We start from the raw sequence: 26,246 nt of genomic DNA on the forward strand, positions 1-26,246 counted from the left end.
GTCATCGCGCCCTAGTCTTAAGAAATCAGGTCCACGTTATGCGCTCCCGGGAATCTATTGAGGCTGTGATCAAGGCTTACGACGTCCGCGGGGTCTACGGTGAAAGCCTAGACGCCCACCTCGTTAAGGATATCGGTGCTGCCTTTGGATACCTCGTACGTACAATGGGCCAGGAGAAAATCGCGATCGGTTACGATATGCGTCCTAGCTCCCCTGAATTATCTCGTGCATTTGCCGAAGGTGCAGCAGAACAGGGTATAGACGTGGTGATCGTGGGGCTCAGCTCCACTGATCAATTATACTTTTACTCGGGGCACTACAATTTAGCTGGTGCAATGTTTACTGCATCCCACAACCCGGCCCAGTATAACGGCATCAAAATGTGCCACGCTGGAGCGAAACCGGTAGGCCAAGAGTCCGGTCTAGCCGATATTACCGAGATGCTGCTCGAAGGGATTCCTCCCTACCATGGTCCTCTAGGGGCCATCGACACAGAAGATTGTCTCGAGGACTACGGCAATTACCTCAAAGGCCTGGTGGACCTGAAGGATATACGCCCCCTGACGGTAGCCGTAGACGCAGCCAACGGTATGGCGGGCTTAACGGTGCCGGAGGTTTTCTCCTCTCTTCCCATCGACATTAAACCTCTCTACTTCGAACTCGATGGAACCTTCCCTAATCACGAGGCGAACCCCTTAGACCCGAAGAATCTCGAGGACTTACAAGCTTTTACTCCGAAGGTTGGCGCAGATATCGGGCTTGCCTTTGATGGGGACGCCGACCGGTGTTTTGTCATCGACGAAAAGGGACAATCAGTGAGCCCTTCCGCCATTTGTGCACTTATTGCCGAGCGTTATCTCGAGCGGTACCCGCAAGCAACCGTGATCCACAATGTCATTACTTCCCGTTCGGTGCCGGAGATTATCGCCGAAAACGGGGGGAGAGCAGTGCGCACCAGGGTGGGACACTCCTTTATTAAGAAAATAATGGCAGATGAGGGAGCTGTATTCGGTGGTGAGCACTCAGCGCACTACTACTTCCAAGAATTCTTCCATGCTGACTCCGGTCTACTCGCCGCCCTCCACGTTCTCGCGGCTTTGGGTTCCACCGATCAGTCGTTGAGTGAGATGATGGCCAAATATCATCGCTATCACGCCTCTGGGGAGATCAATACTCGCCTGAGTTCCGCAGCTGAACAGCAGCAACGCACGCAGGCAGTCCTCGAGGCCTTCGCCGAGCGGATTGCTGCGGTTGATGAGCTCGACGGAGTTAGCGTCTTTTTAAAGGATTCGCCAGCCTGGTTCAATATTCGTGCCTCCAATACAGAGCCCCTGTTGCGGCTCAATGTCGAAGCCCCCACAGCACAAGAGGTTGATAGTCTGGTAACAAAGATCCTTCAGATTATCAGGAGCTAACACATGTCGGACTACGATCCGCTCGCCGTCGCCTTTTACGATATCGCCCACGAAGGCGCCTATCTACGCGCACTCGCATCGGCTATCGAAGAAGGAGTCCAGCTGGCAGCGGAGAATAATCCTCGGCCGACCTTAGCCACGTTCGTCGGAATGCGACCGCGCAGCGTGGTCATAGTGACTGACCATTCGGTTGCCAGAGAGTGCGCCTTATTGGCCGTGAGCTTCTTTAACCCGCTGCCGTGCCCTGTTGTTGTAGTGGACCATATTCCCGGATATATTGGCGCGCTGGACGTGGTGATCATCCTTAGCAATGGGGGCCTTGATACTCCCGACAGCGCGCGCCATGTCAATCAGCTGCTCGCCCGAGGGATCGATGTGGTGCTTGCTGTCGATGCCCACTCTCCGCTGCTTGCCGACGTTGCCCCCGGAGCTATTATCATCCCCACCGTGCCCACACACGAAGGTCTGAGTCTGATGAGACTGACGGGTACTGTTATGGCACTCTTTGAGTTGGCGGATTCTGAGGCGCTGATTGTCGCACAGAAATTCAAAGATCTGGCCGATGGTATCGATGCCGAGTTGCAGGCATGTTCACCTCAACGCGACCGTACGGAGAATCCGGCTGTAGCTTTAGCGGATCTATCCGGTTCCATTATTCATACAACACCTTCTACAGAGCAACCAGGCGATTATGAATTAGTCCAGCTTATCGCCACATTGTGGACATCATATGGGCGGGTAAGTGCGGCTCTGGGAGCCGCAGATATGCAGCTAGCCGCTGGATATAGAGCAAGAAACCGTGAGCGACCAGTCAAAGATATCTTCTATGACCCATTCCTTGATGATCCTGTCACAGCTCCAACACTGACAACCATCATGTGGAATGCAACCGACGAAGTGGGCGCCGGGGTCGTTACAGAACGTGTTACCGAGCGTGGTCTCGCAGCTCAATTGCAACTGAGCGTCAGAGCCTATGCTGCTACCGTGTACTTTTAAAATCCTTATCATCTAACGAGACGGAGAATCCTACCCTATTATGATGCTGCCCTTAGATCCTCCCACCCAGGCGTACCCGTGGGGTTCACGAACCCTCATTGCTCAACTCAGAGGAGAAACAGAGCCAAGCAAACACCCAGAGGCGGAACTCTGGTACGGCGCCCACCCCGCACTCCCGGCGCGAGTCGACGGGCAGAAACTGGATGAACTTATTGCTGAGGACCCCGCGGCTCATCTAGGTGTAGATATAGCGGAGAAGTTTTCTGGCGAGCTACCTTATTTGCTGAAAATCCTAGCCGCAAATGAACCGCTGTCTTTGCAGGCGCATCCATCTGCACACCAAGCCCGCGAAGGCTTCGAGCGGGAAAATGCCGGTGGTATCGATATCCGTGATCCGCACCGTAATTACCGCGACCCACAACCAAAACCGGAACTCTTAGTCGCACTGACAGAATTTCACGCGATGGCGGGCTTCCGACCGCTGAAATTAACAAGAGAATTGCTTCAAGCCTTGGCATGTCCGGAGCTAGACCGCTATCTAGCGATATTAGGTGACGATGATAGCACTCCAGAAGAGACAGGCTTGAGAGGACTATTTACCACCTGGATCTCCATCCCAGCTCCAGCCCGCCGCACCCTCATTGCAGCCATCGTAGAACGAGCCCGAGCATTTATCCGGGACATGGAGAACCACCCAGTGGAAGAAAATACCTGGATGGTTGACGCCGCGAGAAATATTGTCAATCTCCATGAGCACTACCCAGGTGATGTGGGAGTGCTGGGTGGTTTACTCCTTAATTATCTCGTTCTGCAGCCCGGGGAGTCTATCTTTCTGGACGCTGGAAATCTCCATGCATACTGCCGTGGGATGGGAGTTGAAATCATGGCCAACTCCGACAATGTCTTGCGTGGTGGCCTCACATCTAAACATGTGGACGTTCCAGAATTGGTCAAGGTGCTGCGCTTTGAGTCTCTAGCAGAGCCTACGCTCAGAGATCGTGACGGGCACTACGAGGTCAATCTTGATGCCTTCGATTTACACCGCTTTGATATCGTCGACACGCGCACAGTATCTCTGAGCGGTCCACGCATCGTTCTTTGTACGCAGGGCGAAATAACAGTTGGTAACGGAGACGCCGAGCTAGATTTGACACCCACTCAAGCAGTGTGGATCTCAGCGGCTGACCCTTGCGAGATTAAGCTGACCGGGTCTGGGCAGGTATTTGTCGCCCGAGCCTAGAAGGGCTTGATAATGCGATCGACTACGACTACAAATCAAGATACAAATAGGTACTAGCTCGATGCGGAAGGACGTTGATATGCACGCGTGGGATCATGAAATCTTCAATGAAGAAGTGGTCACTTCTTTCCTTGACGAGCTTGCTATGCTGGACGAGTCTGAGATCGCGAGCAATATTCACGATGCAATTCTCCTAGGGCTCGATGACCAAGGCAGTGATGATGAGTTCATTATTGGACTCGCCGCCGCAACGATCGTGGCTATTTGGGCTTCGGCTCCTTATACCGATGGGGAAGTGGTAGAACACTATCCTTTTATACGAGAGCTTATCGGTCATGGTGATGAGGAGCTTCGTGAAAGCGCCAGCTCGATTCTCGAATTAGCGGAAACCGATCTTGATCTCGATGTCTATACTGAGGCGCTGACCTAGAGTAACCCAGGAGAGAATGGAACGCTAGATGATTATTGCGATTGAGGGTATCGATGGGGCCGGAAAGAATACCTTGGTGAAACGGTTGCGGAACGCCTTCGATGCAGACACCCTCTCTTTCCCCCGCTACCAAGACTCCATACACGCACAGCTGGCGCAGCGGGCGCTTCATCATGATCTTGGGGACGTTGCCGACTCTATTAATGCTATGGCGGTACTTTTCGCTCTCGATCGTGCAGAGGTCAAAGACTATATAGCTTCATATGCATACGACCCCCGCCGCGTATTGATCCTCGACAGGTATGTCGCTAGTAACGCTGCCTATAGCGCGGCGCGTAGCCTAGACGATGCACTTGTAGAGTGGGTGGCAACCTTCGAATTCATAGAGCAAGGGTTGCCCGTACCTGATCTTCAAATATTATTAGCTACATCACCTGAGCTCGCCCATGAGCGCGCTCACCACCGTGCTCGCACCGATACTGACCGTGCGATTGATAGCTATGAGGCCGATCGTGGTCTGCAAAATCGTACCGCCGCCACCTATCGACGATTAGCGCAGGAAAATTGGTATTCCCCATGGTTGATCATTGACGGACAGTACAATCACGCGGAGGTTGAAGCCCAAGTCCGTGAAAAGCTACCCGTTTGCACCAATCTCACCGAATATATGCGACCACAAACTCAACCCCGAGACTAGTGTTGTTGCTCGCTTAGCTCTAACATTATCGGTACGACCTCTCATCTGCTCAACAACCAAACAACTGAATTCTCGCTGCACCGCCTGCAGGCCGCTGGGGTGAGAAGGAAAAGAAGAAGATGGCCCATAAGATTCTCGTAGTCGATGACGATCCAGCGATCTCAGAAATGCTCTCGCTAGTGCTCGAAGCTGAGGGCTTTGACAGCGTGGTAGTCAACGATGGTGCTCAGGCGGTAGATACTTGCTACCGGGAGAACCCCGATCTAATCCTGCTCGACCTCATGCTGCCGGGGATGAATGGTATCGATATCTGCCGTGCAATTCGCCAAGATTCTGCCGTGCCTATCGTGATGCTGACCGCCAAAACCGATACAGTCGACGTAGTTCTCGGTCTCGAATCGGGAGCGGACGATTATATCCCCAAGCCGTTTAAAGCCAAAGAGCTGGTGGCTCGCGTGCGCGCTCGTTTACGCGGCGCAGCAGATAAAACTCATGACTCTGTACATATCGCGGATCTCTATATTGACGTCAAAGGTCATACCGTCACACGTGGCGGCGAGGAGATTTCCCTAACACCCCTGGAATTTGATTTGCTCTCGGAACTAGCTTCAAAACCCGGAGAGGTTTTCACACGAGAAGAATTGCTGCAGAAAGTGTGGGGATATCGGAATGCCTCCGATACGCGCCTGGTGAATGTACACGTCCAGCGCTTGCGCGCCAAGATCGAAAAAGACCCCGAAAATCCGCAGATTGTCCTAACCGTGCGCGGTGTGGGTTATAAGACTGGCGACTAGTGAAGCTACGACCCTTTATTAAAAAGTTCCGGAGCAATCACCATCGACTACGGTTTTGGATCGCCGAAAGCTGGCGCACCTCGCTACAATACCGCCTGATCACCACTATCTTGGCGTCCTCTTTGGTGGTAATGCTGGGATTGGCCTATATTTTGGTCTCTATAGTGACCTCCAAGCTGATTCAGGCAAAACTGGATATCGCTGATGCTGAGATCGAGCGAGCGCGGATCGCGGTAGAGCAACAAATCGAGGCAACCTCAACAAGCTCAAGTGTGCAGGTACGTCTCAATGCGGCGCGAGCAGCGCTAACCTCGCGATCGATTAACTCACCGGATTCACAGACTGCATACGAGCCAGTACTACTCGTGGAGGGCCCCGACGATTCAATTGTGGTTGCCCCGGAGGCGTATCGCATCCCGGAACGGCTGCGATCATTTGTTTCCCAAGGCCAAGTATCATATCAATTTGCTACCATTTCGCGTGCCGACGGCACCAGCTATCGGGCGATGATCATTGGCACGCCAACTCAATCTGATATCCCGAATCTGCAGGTTTATCTGGTGCTATCAATGGAGGCTGAGCGCGCTACGCTATCACTACTGCGCGGCGTTTTCGCTGCAGCAGGCCTAGTCCTTGTGGTTCTTATGATGGGTATCACGTGGCTAACAATTCGCCAGGTTATAGCACCAGTTCGAGCGGCCAGTCGCATTGCTGAACGCTTTGCCGCTGGGCATCTACGAGAACGCATGATTGTTGAAGGCGAGCACGAAATGGGGCGATTGGCGGAGAGCTTCAATACCATGGCAGCTTCGCTATCGAAGCAAATCGATCAGCTGCAAGAATATGGCAGCCTACAGCGCCAATTTACCTCTGACGTGTCCCACGAGCTGCGTACTCCCTTAACGACAGTGCGCATGGCAGCTGATATGATCCAGTCTCATAATGAGGAGTTAAGTCCCGCAATGCGGCGGGCCAGCGAACTGATGGTCAGTGAACTCGATCAATTCGAGGCACTGTTGAACGACCTCCTGGAGATCTCTCGCCATGATGCGGGAGTAGCTGAGCTCGCAGAATCGACCATCGATATGCGGGCCTGCGTCAAGGGTGCCTATGAATATACGTCGCATCTAGCAACCGAACTTCATGTGGACGTTGAATTCGATCTTCCCGATGCGCCCGTGCAAGTGGTGTGCGACCCGAGGCGCATCGAGCGTATCTTGCGCAATCTCCTAGCAAACGCCATCGACCACTCCGAGGGGAAACCGGTAACGGTAGCGATCGGGGAAAATGCGCAGGCCGTATCGGTGACCGTGACAGATCACGGTGTTGGACTCAAGAGCGGTCAGGAAGACTTGGTTTTCAATCGATTCTGGCGAGCGGATCCGGCGCGCGTGCGCCATTCAGGGGGAACTGGACTGGGCTTAGCCATTTCACATGAGGACGCGGTTCTCCATGGTGGCAGTCTCGAGGCCACCGGATTCCCAGGTGCTGGCTCATGCTTTCGCTTAACTATTCCCAAGCTACCGGGTGAGGGTTATGGTCAAGACCCACTACCCCTTCGCATTGACATCCCAGATGCCTCCGAACGCTTAAATGCCGTAGCGGACCTTTGAAAGACGAGTTCTCATTTATGTACGTCAAGAATCCCTGTGGGCTAATCTTCGTAGTTGTCTCGATCAGCGCGTTGACTGGGTGTGTGACCCTTCCCTCGACGAGTGAACCGCAAGCACTACGGAGTCTTAGTAGCCAAACTCCCACCCAAGAGCCCGGGCCAATACTAGGACGTGAACCTGATCTCCTCGTACGTGATTTCTATGCTGCAAGCGCGAATCCCAGCCAAAATTACCAACAGGCTCGACATTATCTCACCGCCTCCTTTGCCCAAAAGTGGGCACCTCAGCCGATTATTACGGTATTAGATCGCATAGATATGTCGAGTAATATTGCCCGCGACACTAACAAACTCTCTTATACCATTACCGGTACTGTGGTAGGCACCATCAGCGAAGGTGGGGCGTATAATCCGCAGCGTAGCGACTATCGTGCGGACGTTGAACTGGTGCGAGTCGACGGCCAGTGGCGAATTTCAAATAGCCCCAACGAGATTGTGGTGGAACGTACTGAACTGCGCAATCGTTACCTTACCCAAGCAATTTTCTTCTTCAATCCCGCAGGCGATACCCTTGTCGCCGACCAACGCTGGGTATATTCCGGCTCCAGCTCTCTGGGATCGGCTCTCATTAGCCTCATTATCGCAGGCCCCTCGAAGGCTCTCAGCCCAGGAGTCCTCGATCAAATCCCCGCCACCGCCAGTTTTGTCGGGATTGACAACGGCATCTATCAGCTCGCCGGTTTTGCCGAATTTGATGATGATGCCCGTCACCGACTCGCTGCCCAGCTCGTGTGGACGCTTGCCACTGCAGGGATCGCGGGACCGTACCGTTTCGATGTTGACGGGGTCCCATTGCTGACTGCCGAGGGAGACGCCAATCTTACCGTGGACGATTTCCCTGAATTCAACCCGCAGGCCGCCCGAGCCTCATCCGCAACTATGTATGCCCTGACCGGTGGCTCCATTTCCCAAGTATCTGCTGGCCAAGAAAGTCCGGTTACCGGCCCATTAGGCACACTCAATGATATTGAATCCTTCAATATTTCCGCCCAGAGCAAAACTGTCGCACTCGTGCGCACCAATGGCTCTGGCGATCTTAAACAATCCCAGTTGCTCATCGGGGATATTGACGGAGCCCTGACCACCGTCGCTGAAGCTCGCACGTTTACCCAACCCACTTTCGAAAATAAGGGCAAAGCCTTGTGGGTGGTGGCAGATGGTAATTCTATTAAGCGCATTGCACGTTCGGAGAGTAGTAAAGAAAGCGCACTGATCGACGTCGACATTGCTGATCTCGATCTCAACGACAATAGCCCCGATATATCTGCTTTCGCTTTGTCTAATAACGGCGTACGCGCGGCTTTTATTATTGATGGCTACGTTTATATTGCTACAGTTTCCACCCCGCGTGCAGGAGAGCGCAAGCTCAGTAACCGCTATGAGATCCTCCAAGTGGCTCGCGGTTCAGCGGTATCACTCGATTGGGGTCCTGAGGGCACCCTGTATGTGGGGACTTCGAGTAGTGATACTCCCGTGTGGCGTGCCGAACCCGACGGATCCTCAGCGCTGGCACTGTCTTCCGGCAATATAGTAGCGCCGGTAGTCAATCTCAGTAGCAACCAATCGGCCGTATATATCACCGACGCCCGCGCAAGCTTGCAGCTGTCAACTACTGGATCGGCAACCTATTGGCGCGAGATCCAAGGTTTAGAAGGCGAGCGCGCTGTGACGGTGATTCCTCAATAGAAGTAATCCCCCCTCCTCCATATTGGGGAATCGGGGGCCCCCGATTCCCCAATACGGAGAGGCACTATGCTTAGCAACTCGGGGTTGCGACCACTATGGTTACAGGTGAAGGTCGGTTGTTGAATATCTGGTGAGCTAATTCCATAAGTTGGGAGCTGCGCGGTGCTCTTGCCCCTTAGAGAGCTGTTCTTACCCAAAGAGTGTGTGGGATGCCGGCACCCAGGGGTTATTGTGTGCTCAGAGTGCGAACAGGTCTTTCGGAGTATCCCAAGCCCCGTGTCCTTGCGAATCGACCCCCAGGTGCCTACTTTCTCCTTGGGGCCTCTCGGTGGAGTGCGACGGCGAACGATTATCCAGATCAAAGAGCGCGGGCGTTATGATGCTATTCCTTTCCTCGGAGCTGTGCTGCGCGCGAGTGTTGAGTATTTATATGTCTGCGGACATTTGCCGGAGCCGGTCATACTAGTGCCGGCGCCCACGAAGCGCAGTTCGGCGCGTAAACGGGGCGGAGACCCGGTGCGGCGCATATGCCAAGCCTCGGGGATGGAGGTGGCCGATTGTTTGTACTTGAGGGAATCAACACAGGAATCGGTGGGGCTTTCGGCGACACACCGTGCTCGAAATATGCAGCGCGCTGTGGCCTTAAAAAGCCAGCTCAAAGGAAATGTTGTGGTGGTCGACGACGTGTTGACCACAGGAGCTACAATGCGGGCCTCAGTGAATGCTCTGAGTTGGGCGGGCGCAAATGTATACGGAGTTCTGGCGCTCAGTCATGCCTAGCTGCAGAGGCAGAAAAGGTTTGGCGCGATGACTATGACGCGATGTATTATTGATAATGAAGTTGCTTCCCGCCACATTTTCCTTATCTTGAGTAATCCTTCACAAGATTCGGGTGGCGGCCGACCAGGAAGGTACGTGACTATGACCACGCCTGCTGAAAAAGATACCCTGAGCCCCGATGTCCAGTTAACAATTACTGGCCGTAATGTCGAGGTTCCAGAGCACTTCGCGGAGCGCGTGCGGAGCAAGTTAGGAAAAATCGCCCGCCTCGACCCGACTCTCACCTTCTTCCACGTGGAGCTCCAGCACGAGCGCAACCCACGCCGCGCCAACGAGAGTGATCGGATCCAGATCACGGCAACCGGCAAAGGCCATATTGCGCGAGCTGAAGCGAAAGAGGACTCCTTCTACGCTGCTCTGGAAACGGTTCTCTCACGTATGGAACGTTCCCTGCGTAAGGTGAAGGCACGTCGTTCGATCTCCCTATCTGGTCACCGTGCCCCTAAGAACACTGGCGAGATTGTTGCCGGATTGGTCAATGAATCTGAGAAGCGAGCCGCCAAAGAGGATACTCGCGAGGAATTATATGATCATGATCCTTATGCTGATCAGGTCCAAGATATCCAGCCGGGACAAATCGTTCGTACCAAAGAGCACCCCGCCAAGCCTATGAGCGTTGACGATGCGCTGAGCGAGATGGAATTGGTTGGTCATGATTTCTATCTCTTCATCAATGAGGAGACGGGTAACCCGTCGGTGGTTTATCGCCGCCACGCATTCGATTATGGCTTGATCTCCTTGAGCTAGGTCAAACTAGGTCGAGCTTGGTCGCGCGAGGTCGTGCGCGGTTGAGCCAGGCCCTCCGCCCGTGGTCCCCTCGGGGAGGCGGCGGAGGGTCTTTGATTTTTCACCCCAATCTATGATTGGGGTTCTTGCTTTGTAACTGTTGTGAGTACAATGGTCACGGAGAAATAGCGAGGTGCCTATTGGAACGATATAGGTAACCTTTATTCCCGAGTTTCGCTGCGGTTCGTCGTGGTGGGCGAGGGGTTAAAAACCACTAAAACTTACCATTTGCTAGTAAAGGAACTCACTCGTGTTCGGACTTTCTAAGATGCTGCGCATCGGCGAAGGACGCAAAGTTAAGCGTCTTCAGAAAATTGCAGAGGAAGTGCTGGCTCTCGAGCCACAGTACTCCGATCTCACCGATGAGGAGTTGAAAGCCAAGACCGAAGAGTTCAAGAGTCGCATCGCAGACGGAGAGACCGTCGATGATCTGCTTCTCGAGGCATTTGCTGTTGCTAGGGAGGCTGCTTGGCGCGTCTTGGGACAAAAGCACTATTTGGTGCAAGTGATGGGCGGTGCGGCTTTGCACTTCGGCTCAGTGGCCGAGATGCGCACAGGTGAGGGTAAGACCCTGACCTGTGTATTGCCCGCCTACCTTAATGCGCTCGAAGGTAAGGGCGTGCACGTGGTGACGGTTAACGATTACCTTGCTAAGCGCGATGCCGAGTGGATGGGACGTGTGCACCGCTTCCTTGGCCTGGAAGTGGGAGTCATTCTTTCGAATATGCGCCCTGACGAGCGTCGCGAGGCCTATAACGCCGATATTACCTACGGTACTAATAACGAGCTCGGCTTCGATTACCTCCGCGATAATATGGTGCATACCCTCAACGATTTAGTGCAGCGTGGCCACCATTATGCAATCGTCGACGAGGTTGACTCTATTCTTATCGACGAAGCTCGAACCCCGCTGATCATTTCAGGTCCCGCTGATGGCGCCTCTCAGCACTACAACGTGTTCGCGGCACTCGCTCCGAAGATGAAGGTGGATATCCATTATGATGTCGACCATCGTAAGCGCACCGTTGGTGTGCGTGAAGAGGGTGTTGCCTTCGTCGAAGATATGCTGGGTATCGAGAATCTATATGCCCCTGAGAATTCGATGTTGGTGTCATATCTCAATAATGCATTGAAGGCTAAAGAGCTGTTCACCCGCGATAAGGACTATATCGTGCGCAACGGTGAGGTCATGATTGTCGATGACTTCACGGGCCGTGTGCTTGATGGTCGCCGCTATAACGAGGGTATGCATCAGGCTATCGAGGCGAAGGAGAAGGTGGAGATCAAAAATGAGAACCAGACCTTAGCCACCATCACTTTGCAGAATTACTTCCGCCTCTATGAGAAGCTGGCCGGAATGACCGGTACCGCTGAGACAGAGGCAGCCGAATTGCACCAGATCTACAAGCTGGACGTGGTTCCCATTCCAACTAACCGGCCACCGCACCGCGATGATATGACCGATTTGGTGTATAAGACCCAAGAGGCAAAATTTGCCGCAGTGGTAGAAGATATCGTTGATTGCGTTCAGCGCCGCCAGCCGGTGCTCGTTGGTACCACCTCAGTGGAGCGCTCCGAGTATTTATCTCAGCTCCTCCAACGCAAAGGCGTGAAGCATCATGTCCTTAATGCCAAGCATCATGCTGAAGAGGCCGAAATTGTAGCCAAGGCAGGCTTGCCTAGTGCTGTCACGGTTGCTACCAATATGGCCGGTCGTGGTACCGATATTGTGCTGGGTGGTAACCCCGATATCTTGGCTGATATAGCACTGCGCGATCGCGGTTTGGATCCCGTGGAGACCCCTGAGGAATACGAAGCCGCCTGGGATGACGAGCTTGCAAAGCAAAAGACGCGCTCGGAGTCTCTAGCCGACGAGGTACGCGAAGCGGGCGGTTTATATGTGCTCGGTACTGAGCGCCACGAATCCCGCCGCATTGATAATCAGCTGCGCGGCCGCGCGGGTCGTCAGGGTGACCCAGGTACTACTCGTTTCTATCTCTCTATGCGCGATGACCTGATGGTTCGATTTGTCGGGCAGACCATGGAGAATATGATGAATCGCCTCAACGTTCCCGATGATGTCCCTATTGAGGCAAAGATGGTTACCAACTCTATAAAGGGTGCGCAGGCACAGGTTGAGAACCAGAACTTTGAGATGCGTAAAAACGTCCTCAAATACGATGAGGTCATGAACGAGCAGCGTAAGGTCATCTACCGTGAGCGTCGCGAGATTCTGGAGTCAGCCAATATCGCCGATAATATCCAAGCGATGATTGACGAAACTATCTCCGCCTACGTGGATGGCGCTACAGCCAATGGCTATGTTGAGGATTGGGACCTTGACGCACTGTGGAATGCCCTGGAGTCCCTCTACGGACCGTCGATGACCCCGCAGTCGCTTATCGAAGGCTCCCAGTATGGCCGCCCCGGCGAGCTGAGTTCAGATGAACTGCGGGAAGCCGTGCTGGCTGATGCTCATGAACAATATGCAGCTCTTGAAGAGCTGGTCAGCACAGTCGCTGGTGACAAGCAGATGCGTTACCTCGAACGCCAGGTCATCCTGCCCATCATTGACCAGAAATGGCGCGAGCATCTCTACGAGATGGACTACCTCAAGGAAGGTATCGGCTTGCGCGCCATGGCGCAACGCGATCCCTTGGTTGAATACCAAAAAGAGGGAGGCGATATGTTTAATGCTATGAAAGATGCCATCAAGGAAGAAACCGTACGCCAGCTTTTCATGCTCCGGCGCACCTTCCAGGCCCAAGCTGATGCCGCTGCTGCTCAACTGGCTGAACAGCGCGATTCCGCCGAGGCGTAGACCGCACTCGGCAGACAGAACTCGATCATTATCAGCCTGCGGAGCGGGTTGTAACCCCTGATAGACAGGATGGTTGCAGCCCGCTCCTTTGGGTATCAGAGATCAGATAACGCGAAGAGTGGAGATACGGACTGCGGTGCCCTCTTCTTTCTTGACGGTGGCAGTAAAGGCGCGGTGATCAGGGCCGACTGAAAAGGTGCCATAAGCCTCGTATACGTGCACGGGGGCGTCGAGGGAGGTGTGATAGGTGTCCTTCTTGCGGAAAAAATGGAGGCTGGCGATCTGGATATGGCCGAGCTGTGTATGTGAGGTTGGCTGTCCCTTTAGTTTTGCGCGTATATGCCTGATGACTGCTGCGTCGTAAGAGCTGGCGCGCAGGACTGAGATGGGCTTTTGACCGCACGCGCATTGAAGCGCTCGGTAGAGAGAGCATTTGATGTGCGTTGTTATGTCTTCGGGGAGTGTGACCGGCGGCGGATGATAGATCCGGCGAGGTTCGTATTCTGCACACTGGAGAAGGGCGAATCCGGGTTTAGGATGGTACATGACGCTCCTTTGGTAGGGTTGAGCGCCACGGAACCAATGATGATCGAGCTGTGGTAGGCCTATCGAGCAATGGTAAGGATATTCATGGGCGGTGGTGGGCTTGGCGGGTTTTAGACCCGAGCCCTGAATGCCTCGTGCTAAAAAATCCTACTAGATATATGCAACAATAGGATCAGTCTAATTGTAAGCGATATGGCTTAAAAAAGTGAGGTGGAGATTAATCGTGCAAGGCTTAATTGTGGATTATGTGGGGGTGCTTGATGGCCCCGAAGAGGAGCAGTATCGCTGGCGTCATGTACTGAAGGCATTGCGAGCTCAGGGAATCGCGACGGCCGTACTCTCCAATGATCCAGGCGGCCCCGGTGCTGAGCCGATCCGTGTGTTGGCTAGCTCCGGTGTGGTAGATGCCGTTGTCCTTTCCGGAGAGATTGGGGCGGAGAAGCCTGATTTCGCTGCTTTCCAAGCAGCAGCCGATGCTATTGGTATTCCCATGCAGGACTGCGTTATGGTCGACGATTCGATTGTCAATGTGCGCGGTGCCGTAGAAGCTGGTCTCGTGGGATCCTACTATCAGCAATTTGATCGCACCTTGGTAGAGCTGCAGAGTATTTTCAAGTTTGAGGGCGAGTTCTAGTGCGAGTCTATATTCCCGCCACTGTCGGTTATTTGCGATCTTTGGAAGAGGACGGAATCTTAAGCGTGCGTTCGGGCTACGGTTTCGCAGTCACCGCGGCGCTGCGGGAGAGCTATGAATCCGGTGAAGAGGAAGATTTTGAGGAGATTGCTTTCGATGAGGCGGCGCGGGCGTCTATACGTTTACTCGCTCTCTATGACGAGGAATATTATCCGCACCGTCGCGTGGTGATCTCAGTAGATCTTCCCGATGCGAATCTTCACCCAGATCCTGACCTGGGGGAGGCTGTGGTGCGTGTGGACCCACCGCGTATTCACCGTGAAGATCTGGCCGCCATTCACGTCGATGCCGCAGGTAGTGAGGAGGCCACTGCGAAGGCCATCAAAGTGATCGATGAAGCTGATCTTGGTGATGAGATCGCGGAATTGGCCGTGGGAGATGCTATCGATAATTATATGGCATGGTATGACCCATCCGAGCTGCCGGTATTAATCGATCTGTTGTAGAAACCATCGATAAATTAAGAATCCCACTGCATATATGGCAGTGGGATTTTTATTGCACAATAACCTACGGTGCGGTAAGCTACGGTAGCGTAAGTTTTGAGGGGAAAACCTTTCACCCTAGTGGAAGAAAGGTTACCCCCGCTCACAACTCCACTCAGACTTTCACTGTGACATCTACCCTGACATCTACCCAGCCATCTACCCAGAAATCCACATTATGGAACAACTGCCAACCCCACCTAGTACAAAAACCACCCGTGATCGCCTCAGCCGTATCCGCTCCGCATTGAAGCGACTGACCACACCGTTATTACCCGACGACTACGCAGTTTTACTCAACCCCCTATGGTCCACGCGGGAATTGCGCGGTTTGATTGTCAGCGCACATAAACAAGCTGATGCCGTGCATCTCAAAATTAAGCCGGGCTGGGGCGTACCAGTGAGCTTTCGCGCTGGACAATACATTGGTATCGGCGTAGAGATCGACGGACGATTTGTGTGGAGGTCGTATTCACTGACAGGTGCTCCCAGCCTAGGTGACGGTCTGCTGTCGATCACTGTCAAAGCTGTGGAAAAAGGAAAACTCTCCCAGCACCTTGTGGGCATGGCTAAACCGAAGATGGTGGTGCGCCTAGCCGCTCCCGCAGGAGATTTCCATCTTGAAGATCCACCACCCCCCGCTTTGGCATTTATCGGAGCAGGTGCCGGTATTACCCCCATAATCTCAATGGTGCGCACCCTCGCCGAACAGGATCACCTCCGCCATTGCGACACCTATCTGCTCTACAGTGTGCGAGCGGAGGAATGCTGCTTCTTCGAGGAGGAATTGCGCGATTTGGCGCGCCGCTATCCAACATTCCGCGTGCACATTAATATCACTTCCACAGAGGGCCGCATTACCCCCGATCATATCCATGAATTCTGCCCCGATATTGCCGATCGCGTGGTGTATGCATGCGGGCCAGAGAAGATGCTCGACGCCTACGAAGAGTGGGCAACCGCCCAGGGCGTGACTCTAAAGACAGAACGCTTCACATTTTCGCGCGAATCGGACGCCCAAGGCGGCACGATCGACTTCGGCAACGGACGTAGCCTGAGTGTTGATGGGGCGACCACAATCTTAGAGGCCGCTGAAGAGTTGCAGGTGGGTCTTCCCTTTGGTTGTCGTATGGGAATCTGTCAGACCTGCGTATGCACTCTTAAAACCGGGATGGCTCTCAATTTGAAAACAGGCGAAGCGTACGAAGCAGGCACCCGCTTGAGAACGTGCGTCTCGGTGGCCTGCGGCGATATAGAACTAGCACACTAAAAAAGTAAAGGAGCCTTTGATGGCTATCGACAATATTCAGGCATATGCTCATTTAAGCGATGACGATATCATCGACATTGGACACAAATTTGATTCGGTAAAAAAAGACATCATGTCCGACTTGGGCCCCAAGGACGCCGCCTATATTAAGCGGCTGATTCGCATTCAGAGAGGGCTTGAGGTTGCAGGAAGAATCTCTCTGCTTCTCCCGAGGAAGAAACCACTCTGGTGGGCTGGCACCACTATGCTTACCGTGTCGAAGATTTTAGAAAATCTCGAAATCGGTCATAACGTTCTTCACGGGCAGTGGGACTGGATGAATGACCCCGAAATTCATTCCACCACCTGGGAATGGGATATTGTTTGCCCTTCGTCTCAATGGAGACATGCCCATAACTATATTCACCACACGTATACCAATGTTCTGGGTATGGACAATGATGTTGGATACGGAGTCCTCCGTGTGACCCGCGATCGTGCCTGGAGCCCTTTATTTGCCTTCCAGCCCGTGATTAATACAGTGCTCGCAAGCCTGTTTCAGTGGGCTGTCGGCTATTACGATGTGGAACTCGGGCGCTACTTCACCAAACGAGCCACATGGGCGGACGTTAAGGATAAATTCTGGGAAACCACGCGTAAGGCTGGCCGACATAATGTGAGGGATTATATTCTTTACCCGGCACTATCAGGCCCTGGCTATAAACAATCCATTAAAGCGGCCCTCGTAGCCAATGGTATCCGCAATATATGGGCCTATGCTGTTATTTTCTGTGGGCATTTCCCCGACGAAGCTGAAACCTTCACCAAAGAGCAGTTTAGGAATGAAGATCATAACCAGTGGTATCTAAGGCAGATGCTGGGATCAGCCAATTTCCACGGAGGTAAAGTGCTCACGGTCATGTCAGGAAATCTCAACTACCAGGTTGAGCACCATCTATTTCCGGATATGCCATCGAACAGACTGGCAGAAGCGTCCCTAAAGGTTCGGGAGATCTGCCAAGAATATCAGTTACCATATAACGTCGATTCCTTTGCAGCGCAGCTTTTTAAGGTGCAGAAAACTCTCTTGAAGCTCACCCTGCCCAATAAGTACCTAGTAGCAGATAAGGATAATGCTCCCGAAGTTCGATCGAATAGAGCATTCACGAAAAACCCCCACATTGAAGCCCAGTTAACCCACGGTGAGCACAGCGGTACTCGACGCGGATTGACCGTGGGATTACGACTCCTTAAAGAATTACGTCCTACAGTTCCCGAGGCTGTCAAGGTGATAGTGCGCCGCACAACGAAGGGGTTAGGGGCTTAGATCCAAAGCTTCAGATCTAAAGTTCCCAATCGGCCTTGGAGCGCAGGGCCTGGAGTAGCTTGCGCACCGCTTTCACCCGGCGCCCCGCGGGGGAGTCGGTGGGAATGAGGTCGAGGCAGCATTCGGGATCAGCGGGGGGACCCATGTGGGTGCATCCTCGTGGGCAATCCTCAGCGTGAGGCGCTAGATCTTCAAAAACACCGACAACGGTGTCGGCGTCGACGTGTGCTAACCCGAAAGAGCGAATTCCGGGGGTGTCAATAATCCACCCCCTTTTCCCCAAGGGGAGGGCAACTGCTTGGGTCGACGTATGACGTCCTTTACCCACCCCCGATACCTCGCCGGTGGCGCGATGGGCCTCGGGCAGGAGCCTATTGACAAGAGTTGATTTCCCAACCCCTGAGTGCCCAATCAGTGCGGATATCCTATTGTCCAGGACCCGTTCGATAGGTTCGAGAGGATCATCGATACCGCACATCACGACGGGGACGGCGAGAGAGGCAAATTCGCTAGCGAATTCGGCGGGGTCTACCAGATCGGATTTAGTCAGGCAGATGACTGGTTGCAAGTTGCCGACAAATGCTGCCACCAGGGCTCTTTCAACGAAACCTGCTCGCGGTGGGGGATCGGCTACAGCGCATACTATGAGTAACTGGTGGGCGTTAGCGACCACGATGCGTTCATAGGGATCTGTATCATCTGCCGTGCGACGCAGGACCGAGTTTCGATCCTCTAATTTGACGATGCGAGCTAGGGTGCCGGGTTTTCCAGATATATCACCGACGACACCCACACGGTCGCCAACCTCGACGGGAGTTCGTCCCATCTCCCGAGCCCGCATGCACACGATCGCTTCATCGGGCGTGGTGGCAGAATCGAGCACAACACCCCAGCGGCCACGGTCCTTGGTTATCACCATTCCAAATTCGGCATCGTCGTGACGCGGACGGTCTTTAGTGCGTGGCCGCGACCGCTTGGATGGCCGCACTCGCACATCTGACTCATCCCAAGACCGTGAGACATTACCCCTAGCCACTATGACGTTTATTCTCCCTTCAGCATTGCATGCCAGCGTTGATCAAAATTGGGAAGAGTTTTCGAGGTGGTATCGATGTCGTCGATGAGCACCCCGGGTATCACCAGACCAATAATAGCTCCTGCCGTTGCCATTCTATGATCCGCATAGCTGTGCCACGTGCCCGCACGCAGCGGGCGAGGTTCGATGATCAAACCGTCGTCGCGCTCACTACAGTGGCCTCCAAGACCATTGATTTCATCAGCCAAAGCACTCAGCCGATCGGTCTCGTGGCCTCTTAAATGGCCGATACCTGTGAGAGAGCTCGTGTCGCTTGCCAGTGCTGCCATCGCCGCTACTGTTGGAGTCAACTCCCCGATATCTGACATATCGAGATTAATTCCGCGCAGCTGACCTAAAGGCGGTGCGTGCACGATAAGATCGTGTGAATAGTGGCTGTGAGCATATTCGATCTGGGCACCCATCTGTTTAACGATATAGCGAATCGCATCACCAGCCTGGGTCGATTGAATCGGCCAATTGCGAATGCGCACGACCCCTCCCGTAACCATCGCGGCGGCGATAAAAGGGGTGGCATTAGAGAGATCTGGCTCAATCTCCCAATCATGACCCGAGATGGGGCCAGGGTGCACCGTCCATTGGTGAGTTACTGAGGTATCAACCTCCGCTCCCACCTCCCGCAACATCTCAACCGTCATCGTAATATGCGGAGTGCTGGGCAGTGGGCCGCCATCGTGATTAACGACTAGGCCGTGATGGTATCGAGGAGCCGCCATGAGTAGTCCAGAGACAAACTGCGAAGAGGCAGAGGCATCGATGGTGACCTCTCCTCCCGCAACTTCCCCGCTGCCTTCAATGCTAAGCGGGAGGCTGCTGCCTGAAATATTGACTCCTAGCTGTTGCAATCCTGCAATTACCCCACCCATAGGGCGAGAGCGCGCATGCGGATCGCCATCCATATAAACTCTGCCGTTGGCCATTGCCGCTATCGGGGGAATAAAACGCATGACCGTCCCCGCCAGGCCGCAATCGATGGGACCGCCTACCAGTTGGGTGGTCGGGCGGATGAAATAACAAGCGCATGAGGGATCGTCGGGATGAGGCTGTAGATCAATCTCGCATCCTAAACTGCGCAGTGCCTGCACCATGAGAGAAGTATCGCGGCTTAAAAGAGCGCCTGTAATACGGGAAGGCTCGGTGGCAAGAGCAGATAGAACCAAGGCTCTATTAGTCATCGACTTGGAACCTGGAACGCTCACAGTTGCTCGCACTGGTGTGCCCGGCGAGGGCGCTCGCCACCATGAAGTTCCTGGAATATAGGCGGAAGAGGTCATGTAGACCATACTAAAGGTATGTGTGGTCGATATGTGCTTTTTGCCGAGGCTGAGGAACTGCTTGATCATGGAGGGGTATTAAATATACAGGCACCCTACGGGGTGCCGCCTGCTCGCTACAATATAGCGCCTACGCATATAATCCCTATCCTCGCTATTGGGGACGCGGGGGTAGAGAGAGGAGCTGATAGTGGATTGGACGTACCGAAACCCCAAGCTCTCAGCACCCTAGCGGGCACTGTCAAGGCATCTCTTCTTCCTGCACGTTGGGGCCTGATTCCCCCTTGGCAGAGCACCCCGAGCGGGCCGCCCCTTTTTAATGCCCGTGCGGAAACAGTGACGCAGAAGCCGAGTTTTAAAGCGGCCTTTGCTAGGCGGCGCTGCCTCATCCCGATGAATGGCTACTATGAGTGGAAACACAAGGAGCCTTTTTATATCCACGCCACAACGCTGATGTGGGCGGCCGGTATCTACGAGACGCACCACAATTGCTTATCGACGACGATCATCACCACGCAGGCTATCGAGCCGGTTGCTGAGATTCACCATAGAATGCCCTTATTTATTCCGCGAGTCAACCATATGACGTGGTTACAAGACTCGACTAATGGTGAGCCTTGTATGTCCACATCCTTTCTCGCTGAGGAACTACTCGATAATATTGACTCCAGCTACTACGAGAATCTTCATATCGATCGAGCGAACCCTCTCGTGGGGCATATTAAGAATGAGGGCCCGCACCTTCTGGAGAATCCGGGGTTGTTTTAAAAGGTTCTACGGGACTAATGCCCAGGCCGGTGACCTTTAGATCTGCTATGCCTGAATGTCGGCAAAGCTAGCGTTCGTGAGGGTGGCTAGGTCTTGCGGCCTTACTTCCACATCCAATCCGCGACGACCACCTGAGACAAAGATACTATCGGCCAGTAGTGCGGTTTCATCTACCACGGTAGGCAATGGATTCTTATGGCCGATAGGTGATATGCCTCCCGGTATATAGCCCGAGGACTTACTGGCGTCGTGGGGATCGGCCATTGTTGCCTTGGGAACACCGAAGGCTTTGGCTGCTTTTTTAAAACTCAGATGATACGGCACTGGTAGGCACGCAACCGCTAACTGCCGCTTTGGACCTTTACCTGCCGTTAAGTCGATGACGAGGGTTTTAAAGACCCGCTCAGCCTCTACCTCCAGTGCTGCCACGGCATGCTCGCCGAAGTGGTCGTTGCCCGCCTCGAAAGTGCTGGTGGTGTAGGTGATTCCAGCGTCTTCTAAGGCCTGAAGACAGGGTGTTGCCGCATGAGATTTTTTCTTCGCCATAACTGTCTATTCCTACACCCCCATATAAGGAGGTTCAACATAGCAGCAATGAATGAGGCTAAAGCTCAGTGTCTAAAGGGACGAGTGATGAAATAAAATGTCACAATATGCAGGGTATAAAGTGCATAGTAAAAGGCTGCTCCACGTTCACACTATAAAGCGAACGCGAAGCAGCCTATGATCGAAGCGCTTAAATCACCGCAGTGACTTAGGAATTTGGACGCCTACCGTGGTTGGCGCTCTTCTTACGACGATCCTTGCGTTTACGGCCACGCTTGCTCATAGAATATCTCCTTTAACACAATGAGAGCTGTTAACAGCACGTAGTTTACTTGGTTGGCGGGTGGTGATGTTAATCTGCGAGCCCGAAGGCCCAAAGGTTGTACCCGTCTCGGCTGCAATACTTATCCGTCGTTCCCCGTTAAACGCATACTCGCGGGCGCCCTCTATGATGCCCAGCTAGTGAGCTACGCATTAGCGAAACTAGCGCGGGCATATATGATTTCAAAGGGGGTGGGGGGCTTGAGAAACGGGGAGATTGCTGGTTCTTATCCAACCGGTAGGAGTGCTTTATGCATTCACCCGTGCGCGGCCGCGGCCACGGTTCTTGCGGCGCTTGAGGGCTCGGCGTTCATCCTCGCTCATGCCGCCCCACACTCCGGCGTCCTGGCCCGACTCGAGGGCCCACGCCAGGCACTGCGACGTTACTGGGCAGCGGTTACATACGAGTTTCGCGGTTGCTACCTGCGCTAGGGCAGGACCGGAATTTCCAACGGGGAAGAAGAGTTCAGGGTCTTCATCGCGGCAAACTGCTTTGTGGCGCCAGTCCATAGTATTTACTCCTATATCGTTATAAAGTGCATAGGAATATAGCCTTCTAGGGGACCCCTAGAAAACTAAAATTCCATTAGTTTTAGTACGTGGTGAGAGTATGCATCATGGTCAGAACGCAACGTCGCTGGCTAATGCCCCTAAGAGGGTGAGCCAGGCAGTGGGCGCTTGTCTGTGTATGCTGTCTAGTTTTGGGATTTTTACCCCAAAACAGTCCGAAAGCCAACCATCCGTTAAGGAGGTCAGCTCCAAGGCTTGGGCACAAGGATTTCACTCTCACGACTCTCCCCGTGCTTTGGTATGTCGTTGATACTGTCACGTTCCGCACTAAAATGCTAGAGTTTATCCACTAAAAGTGATTAGAAACACTCATTTTCTCCTGTTCTTGGCGACTCACACCAACCCCGGAATTCCTTTTGTCTGAAAAACTCTCGAAATCTTAGAGTTGTGAACTGGTGATATGAATGAAAGCTAAGTGATAACCTCCCGTGACTTTCGTCAAATCGTCGGAGTGCACCCATATAGTTGAATAATCAACAACTTGCTCAAGGTTTCGTAGGGCTCAACGAGGCTCACGCGGGCTTGTGGAAGCGTACAGGATTGTACAGAGGCAATAGAATGGTGCCCGAATCGCCGCCGTCGAATCTCAAAACTCTACCGAGGTGATCCCGGTGCCGCGGAGTGAAGGTAAGACCTGCTCCTTTAGGTACCATGAATTCATGACGTCGACTTCAGCTATCACGCCCCCCCAGGAGATTAAAATCGCCGCCGCCATCGCGGCCGTCCAGTCGCTAATCGGTATAGGCTATGCCTTCCTTCTTTTCTACCGTGGATTCACTGGCGCCAGTCAACCCGATATCATCTATGAGTCCTCGGATGCAGTAACCTCGGTAGCCTTTGGAACAGCACTATTCTTCCTTATTATTTTCGGAACCGTGATCGTCGGTGCTTACCGAATGGCGAAGGGATTACGGTGGGGCCGTGGACCAGTCATCATGCTAGAGAATTTACTTTTACTTATGTCCTACTATATGTTCACGGGCTCCCAGATCCTTATGGGCGTGGTAACAGCATTGAGCACTATTATGGCTCTCGGGTTGCTCTTTAGCCCACGCTCGGTGCAGTGGGCAGCAGAACGCTTCGCCCACTAGAGAGGCGATATTTAATCCGCTCTCAGGCTGGCTGATAGATTCGAACTTTGCCCCGAGATTTTAGTACTATGCTGCGGCCGGCCACGCCGAGCGCACCTGGAGAGGATCCCACACCACCTGCGATCTGGATCTTCCGTACGGGGTTTCCATCAGCACTTTCAACTGCCGCAAAACCCTCAGCGGTGGGGTAGAGGATATACGAGCCGAGATCCGCAGGTAGCCCAGAAGCGTCGTCGACGACGTAGTCGATATCGAGGGTGAGCGGATGCAAGATATACAGACGCCGTCCATCAAACCACGCGATATGATGCTGCAAGTCATTACTGATCACTGCAGTGGTGGGGCCAGGGCCGGTTTGTTGAATGGGGTCAATTACGCTGTCGGCAACGAGCTTCGCCTCAAGTGTAAAACGCAGATAGTGAGGCTCTGGCTGCTCGATATAGACAGCCGCTGTTTCCTCGGTTATACCCACCACTGCCGGATTCGTTCCAGTCAACTCATACTCGGCGTCGACTTGAGGAGAGCGGGATTCCTCGGGCTCGGTGGAGAGGATTCTTAACCATATGCGATCCTCGCACTGCTCGATTAAAGCTAGTTTTTTTACCCGAGTTTGGGCGCTTATGATCGTGCAGCCCGGATGTGGTTGTAATTCGGGTTCGTGGGGGGTGGGATCGAGGCCATATTCGATGGTGCGTACGAGGTCGGAGCGCCACAGGTCGATGCGTGCAGGGGATATATAACCGACCCGGTCATTAGACACCAACGCGGATACGTCCATGGGTGCGGATGATGAGCGCGTTGAACTATAGGTTCCAGTTGCCGCTTTAAGGCTCACCACATCCCCGCAACCGGCCCCATTGCGATAGATGGCGACAATATCATCCCATGCTTCTGTGACAGCACACAGCGGGAGATCGCGGCTGTAGCTCCAGATCTCTTCACCTGTATCGGGGTCGCTCGCGCTAATAATGCTGGTTTGGTCGATGGTTGTAGTTGTCACCAGCAGTCCTTGAACTAATAGGGGTGCCGGAGCCAAAGAGTCATCGGGGATGCTGCGCACCTCTACATATTGGTTAGCGAGAGTTTGTGACTTCTCGGGCGCAGCAAAGGAGCTTTTAGCTGGATGTAGCGAAACGGATCTAATCGGCGCACTAATAACGGCGCTTATAACGAGGCTGAGTGCTGCTATTGCGATGATGGCCGCACTTATATAGTGAAGGGGCGAGGAAATGAGACGGCGAGCTTGCAACGGGTAGCCTTCGGGGGAACGTACCAGCGCGCGTTCGCGCCACTGCCTTTTGTTGAGGGGATTCATCAGTCGAATTCCTTAGACCAGGTTGAGCTTCTTAGCTGCGCGAGGATCGATGCGCTCGAGAGTTACGCCCCGATCTGGACCCCCGACTTCCCTTGCGCCGTGGTGATGAGGCCTGGGCGTGAATCCTACCCCCGAATACCTTGCGTTCCGCACCGACTCGTTCGGCTGCATCTTGGGGTATATCCAAAGCTTCGTAGAGTTCTGGAGAGTTACTAAACCACTGTGGTGGGGTAGGTATATCGAGGGCTAGTTCATCGTTGATGAGTTTCCACTTCGTCAGCTCATCGTAGCCCACGAGAGTAACAGCAGTACCGCTGTGGCCTGCTCGACCAGTGCGGCCAATACGGTGAACATAATTCATGGGATCGTCGGGGGTTTGGAAATTGATCACATGGGTGACGTCGTCGATATCAATACCTCGGGCCGCCACATCGGTTGCGACCATGATATCTATTGTGCCACTGCGAAAAGCCGCTAAGGAGGCTTCTCGGGCAGCCTGATTGAGGTCGCCGTGGACGGCACCGACGAGGAATCCGCGGGCTGCAAGATCCTCAGCTAGGCTGGCAGCTGAGCGCTTGGTGCGCGTGAAGACGATCGTCCTTCCCCGATCCTTTGCCTGCAGGATGCGGGTTATACACGCGGTCTTATCCATGCGGTGCGAGGCGAAAACAACCTGCTTGGTTGAGCTGTGTGTAGCTTGTGCATTCGCCTCCTCAGCACGAATGTGTAGGGGCTGACTTAAGAATGTACGAGCCAAAGTGAGTACAGGCCCTGGCATAGTTGCTGAGAAGAGCATGGTTTGATGCGGGTGTGTGAGCGCCGTCAGAATTTTCTCAATATCGGGGAAGAATCCTAAGTCCAACATTTCGTCGGCCTCATCAAGCACCAAAATGGCTATTTCATCCAGGGCTAATACCCCCCGCTGGTATAGATCAAGGAGTCGGCCCGGCGTCCCCACAACCACATCGACGCCCTTTTTGACGGCCCGCTCCTGTTCTTCAATCGGGCGTCCGCCATATAAGGTAATGACTTTTATGGGGGTGTAGCGAGCTGCCTTCTCTAAATCATCACCCACTTGGACGGCCAGTTCCCTCGTGGGAACTACTACCAAGGCTCGCGGAGTGCCATCCAGTTCTTTGATATCTGCGGCATCAAAGACTCGATCGAGCAGCGGAACCCCAAAGCCATAGGTCTTTCCCATACCCGTTCGTGCCTGACCGATGAGGTCACGGCCGTCGAGGGCAATGGGAAGTGTGAGCTCTTGGATTGCAAAGGTATGGATTATGCCTTGCTCAGCAAGAGCTCGCGTAATTTCGGCTGCAACGCCTAGGGCATGGAAGGTGGGGGTCTCTTTCTTCGACACACATCTGATACTAGTGTGTTTCGGTGTTAACAACCTCATTTCACCCCGCTTCACCATAAGCTAAGCACCCCATCGACTGATCTCCCGCCCGCTGCTATCGCAGCACCTCCTCGGTTGCCCCGAGCGGGATAGTGATTGTCCTGATGGGACAGTTCTCGGGTGACGCGCGCAGGGAAACTGTCTAAGATGAAGGACTACAGATTAACTGCACCGCACAAACGATT

At 53.6% G+C, this 26,246-nt stretch carries 25 protein-coding genes; 17 read left to right on the forward strand and 8 right to left on the reverse strand.

Annotated features, from left to right (window positions below):
* Positions 1 to 38: 38 nt before the first annotated feature.
* The 11 genes from NXT00_RS03655 (at position 39) to secA (ending at position 13,377) form a co-directional block, all read left to right on the forward strand.
* The gene (locus NXT00_RS03655; protein WP_259077177.1) at positions 39 to 1,415 is read left to right on the forward strand and encodes a phosphomannomutase/phosphoglucomutase; all 1,377 of its coding nucleotides are present in this window, start codon (positions 39 to 41) and stop codon (positions 1,413 to 1,415) included.
* A gap of 3 nt (positions 1,416 to 1,418) precedes the next feature.
* On the forward strand, positions 1,419 to 2,411 hold the full coding sequence (locus NXT00_RS03660) for a hypothetical protein (protein WP_259077176.1): 993 nt from the start codon (positions 1,419 to 1,421) through the stop codon (positions 2,409 to 2,411).
* A gap of 43 nt (positions 2,412 to 2,454) precedes the next feature.
* The gene (manA, locus tag NXT00_RS03665) at positions 2,455 to 3,651 is read left to right on the forward strand and encodes a mannose-6-phosphate isomerase, class I (protein ID WP_259158181.1); all 1,197 of its coding nucleotides are present in this window, start codon (positions 2,455 to 2,457) and stop codon (positions 3,649 to 3,651) included.
* A 79-nt stretch (positions 3,652 to 3,730) separates the two neighbouring features.
* Complete coding sequence (locus NXT00_RS03670; RefSeq protein WP_259077762.1) at positions 3,731 to 4,081, forward strand: hypothetical protein; 351 nt, start codon at positions 3,731 to 3,733, stop codon at positions 4,079 to 4,081.
* A 28-nt stretch (positions 4,082 to 4,109) separates the two neighbouring features.
* Positions 4,110 to 4,778 carry a dTMP kinase gene (locus tag NXT00_RS03675; RefSeq protein ID WP_259158101.1) on the forward strand — a complete coding sequence of 223 codons (669 nt, stop codon included), beginning with the start codon at positions 4,110 to 4,112 and terminating at the stop codon, positions 4,776 to 4,778.
* Between the two features lie 119 nt (positions 4,779 to 4,897).
* Positions 4,898 to 5,572, forward strand: coding sequence for an MtrAB system response regulator MtrA (gene mtrA / locus NXT00_RS03680; RefSeq protein ID WP_259077174.1), 675 nt, complete (start codon positions 4,898 to 4,900; stop codon positions 5,570 to 5,572).
* Positions 5,572 to 7,185 (forward strand): MtrAB system histidine kinase MtrB, encoded by a 1,614-nt coding sequence (gene mtrB, locus NXT00_RS03685; RefSeq protein ID WP_396124706.1) that lies wholly within the window; start codon positions 5,572 to 5,574, stop codon positions 7,183 to 7,185. Before mtrA ends, mtrB begins: the two co-directional genes overlap by 1 nt.
* A gap of 17 nt (positions 7,186 to 7,202) precedes the next feature.
* A complete protein-coding gene (lpqB, locus tag NXT00_RS03690; RefSeq protein ID WP_259077173.1) occupies positions 7,203 to 8,930 on the forward strand; it encodes an MtrAB system accessory lipoprotein LpqB in 1,728 nt (575 codons plus the stop codon).
* A gap of 276 nt (positions 8,931 to 9,206) precedes the next feature.
* On the forward strand, positions 9,207 to 9,710 hold the full coding sequence (locus NXT00_RS03695) for a ComF family protein (RefSeq protein ID WP_259077172.1): 504 nt from the start codon (positions 9,207 to 9,209) through the stop codon (positions 9,708 to 9,710).
* A 141-nt stretch (positions 9,711 to 9,851) separates the two neighbouring features.
* Entirely contained in the window at positions 9,852 to 10,517 is a 666-nt protein-coding gene (gene hpf / locus NXT00_RS03700) for a ribosome hibernation-promoting factor, HPF/YfiA family (protein ID WP_259077734.1), read from the forward strand.
* 289 nt (positions 10,518 to 10,806) lie between these two features.
* Complete coding sequence (gene secA / locus NXT00_RS03705; RefSeq protein WP_259077171.1) at positions 10,807 to 13,377, forward strand: preprotein translocase subunit SecA; 2,571 nt, start codon at positions 10,807 to 10,809, stop codon at positions 13,375 to 13,377.
* 102 nt (positions 13,378 to 13,479) lie between these two features.
* Here secA and NXT00_RS03710 read toward each other — a convergent pair whose 3' ends face one another.
* The gene (locus NXT00_RS03710; RefSeq protein WP_259158103.1) at positions 13,480 to 13,923 is read right to left on the reverse strand and encodes a hypothetical protein; all 444 of its coding nucleotides are present in this window, start codon (positions 13,921 to 13,923) and stop codon (positions 13,480 to 13,482) included.
* Between the two features lie 223 nt (positions 13,924 to 14,146).
* On the opposite strand from NXT00_RS03710, the gene NXT00_RS03715 reads away from it, so the two are divergent.
* The 4 genes from NXT00_RS03715 (at position 14,147) to NXT00_RS03730 (ending at position 17,678) form a co-directional block, all read left to right on the forward strand.
* Positions 14,147 to 14,557 carry an HAD family hydrolase gene (locus NXT00_RS03715; RefSeq protein ID WP_259077169.1) on the forward strand — a complete coding sequence of 137 codons (411 nt, stop codon included), beginning with the start codon at positions 14,147 to 14,149 and terminating at the stop codon, positions 14,555 to 14,557.
* Complete coding sequence (locus NXT00_RS03720) at positions 14,557 to 15,063, forward strand: DUF6912 family protein (protein ID WP_259077168.1); 507 nt, start codon at positions 14,557 to 14,559, stop codon at positions 15,061 to 15,063. The genes NXT00_RS03715 and NXT00_RS03720 overlap by 1 nt, the downstream gene beginning before the upstream one ends.
* 217 nt (positions 15,064 to 15,280) lie before the next feature.
* A complete protein-coding gene (locus NXT00_RS03725; RefSeq protein ID WP_259077167.1) occupies positions 15,281 to 16,372 on the forward strand; it encodes a ferredoxin reductase in 1,092 nt (363 codons plus the stop codon).
* A gap of 19 nt (positions 16,373 to 16,391) precedes the next feature.
* Positions 16,392 to 17,678 (forward strand): acyl-CoA desaturase, encoded by a 1,287-nt coding sequence (locus NXT00_RS03730; RefSeq protein ID WP_259158104.1) that lies wholly within the window; start codon positions 16,392 to 16,394, stop codon positions 17,676 to 17,678.
* A 16-nt stretch (positions 17,679 to 17,694) separates the two neighbouring features.
* Here the strand turns inward: NXT00_RS03730 and rsgA are convergent, their stop codons facing one another.
* Positions 17,695 to 18,714 (reverse strand): ribosome small subunit-dependent GTPase A, encoded by a 1,020-nt coding sequence (gene rsgA, locus NXT00_RS03735; protein ID WP_259077165.1) that lies wholly within the window; start codon positions 18,712 to 18,714, stop codon positions 17,695 to 17,697.
* An 8-nt stretch (positions 18,715 to 18,722) separates the two neighbouring features.
* Positions 18,723 to 20,048 (reverse strand): 3-phosphoshikimate 1-carboxyvinyltransferase, encoded by a 1,326-nt coding sequence (gene aroA, locus NXT00_RS03740; RefSeq protein WP_259158105.1) that lies wholly within the window; start codon positions 20,046 to 20,048, stop codon positions 18,723 to 18,725.
* Between the two features lie 18 nt (positions 20,049 to 20,066).
* Here aroA and NXT00_RS03745 point away from each other — a divergent pair, with 18 nt between their 5' ends.
* Entirely contained in the window at positions 20,067 to 20,816 is a 750-nt protein-coding gene (locus tag NXT00_RS03745; RefSeq protein WP_259158107.1) for an SOS response-associated peptidase, read from the forward strand.
* Between the two features lie 45 nt (positions 20,817 to 20,861).
* On the opposite strand, the gene ybaK is transcribed toward NXT00_RS03745, so the two are convergent.
* From ybaK to NXT00_RS03755, 3 genes are all read right to left on the reverse strand, one after another.
* Positions 20,862 to 21,362, reverse strand: a complete 501-nt coding sequence (ybaK, locus tag NXT00_RS03750; protein WP_259158108.1) for a Cys-tRNA(Pro) deacylase — start codon at positions 21,360 to 21,362, stop codon at positions 20,862 to 20,864.
* Positions 21,363 to 21,570: 208 nt separating this feature from the next.
* Positions 21,571 to 21,645, reverse strand: a complete 75-nt coding sequence (locus NXT00_RS09445; RefSeq protein WP_396124722.1) for a 50S ribosomal protein bL37 — start codon at positions 21,643 to 21,645, stop codon at positions 21,571 to 21,573.
* Between the two features lie 287 nt (positions 21,646 to 21,932).
* Entirely contained in the window at positions 21,933 to 22,193 is a 261-nt protein-coding gene (locus NXT00_RS03755) for a WhiB family transcriptional regulator (protein WP_259077161.1), read from the reverse strand.
* Between the two features lie 719 nt (positions 22,194 to 22,912).
* Here NXT00_RS03755 and NXT00_RS03760 point away from each other — a divergent pair.
* Positions 22,913 to 23,344, forward strand: a complete 432-nt coding sequence (locus NXT00_RS03760; protein ID WP_259077160.1) for a hypothetical protein — start codon at positions 22,913 to 22,915, stop codon at positions 23,342 to 23,344.
* Between the two features lie 22 nt (positions 23,345 to 23,366).
* Here the strand turns inward: NXT00_RS03760 and NXT00_RS03765 are convergent, their stop codons facing one another.
* Together NXT00_RS03765 and NXT00_RS03770 are read right to left on the reverse strand one after the other, a co-directional pair.
* Positions 23,367 to 24,659, reverse strand: a complete 1,293-nt coding sequence (locus NXT00_RS03765) for a hypothetical protein (RefSeq protein ID WP_259158110.1) — start codon at positions 24,657 to 24,659, stop codon at positions 23,367 to 23,369.
* 31 nt (positions 24,660 to 24,690) lie between these two features.
* Entirely contained in the window at positions 24,691 to 26,061 is a 1,371-nt protein-coding gene (locus tag NXT00_RS03770) for a DEAD/DEAH box helicase (RefSeq protein ID WP_396124721.1), read from the reverse strand.
* Positions 26,062 to 26,246: the final 185 nt, after the last annotated feature.

It is taken from the genome of Corynebacterium sp. ES2715-CONJ3, from assembly GCF_024814365.1.
Lineage (GTDB): Bacteria > Actinomycetota > Actinomycetes > Mycobacteriales > Mycobacteriaceae > Corynebacterium.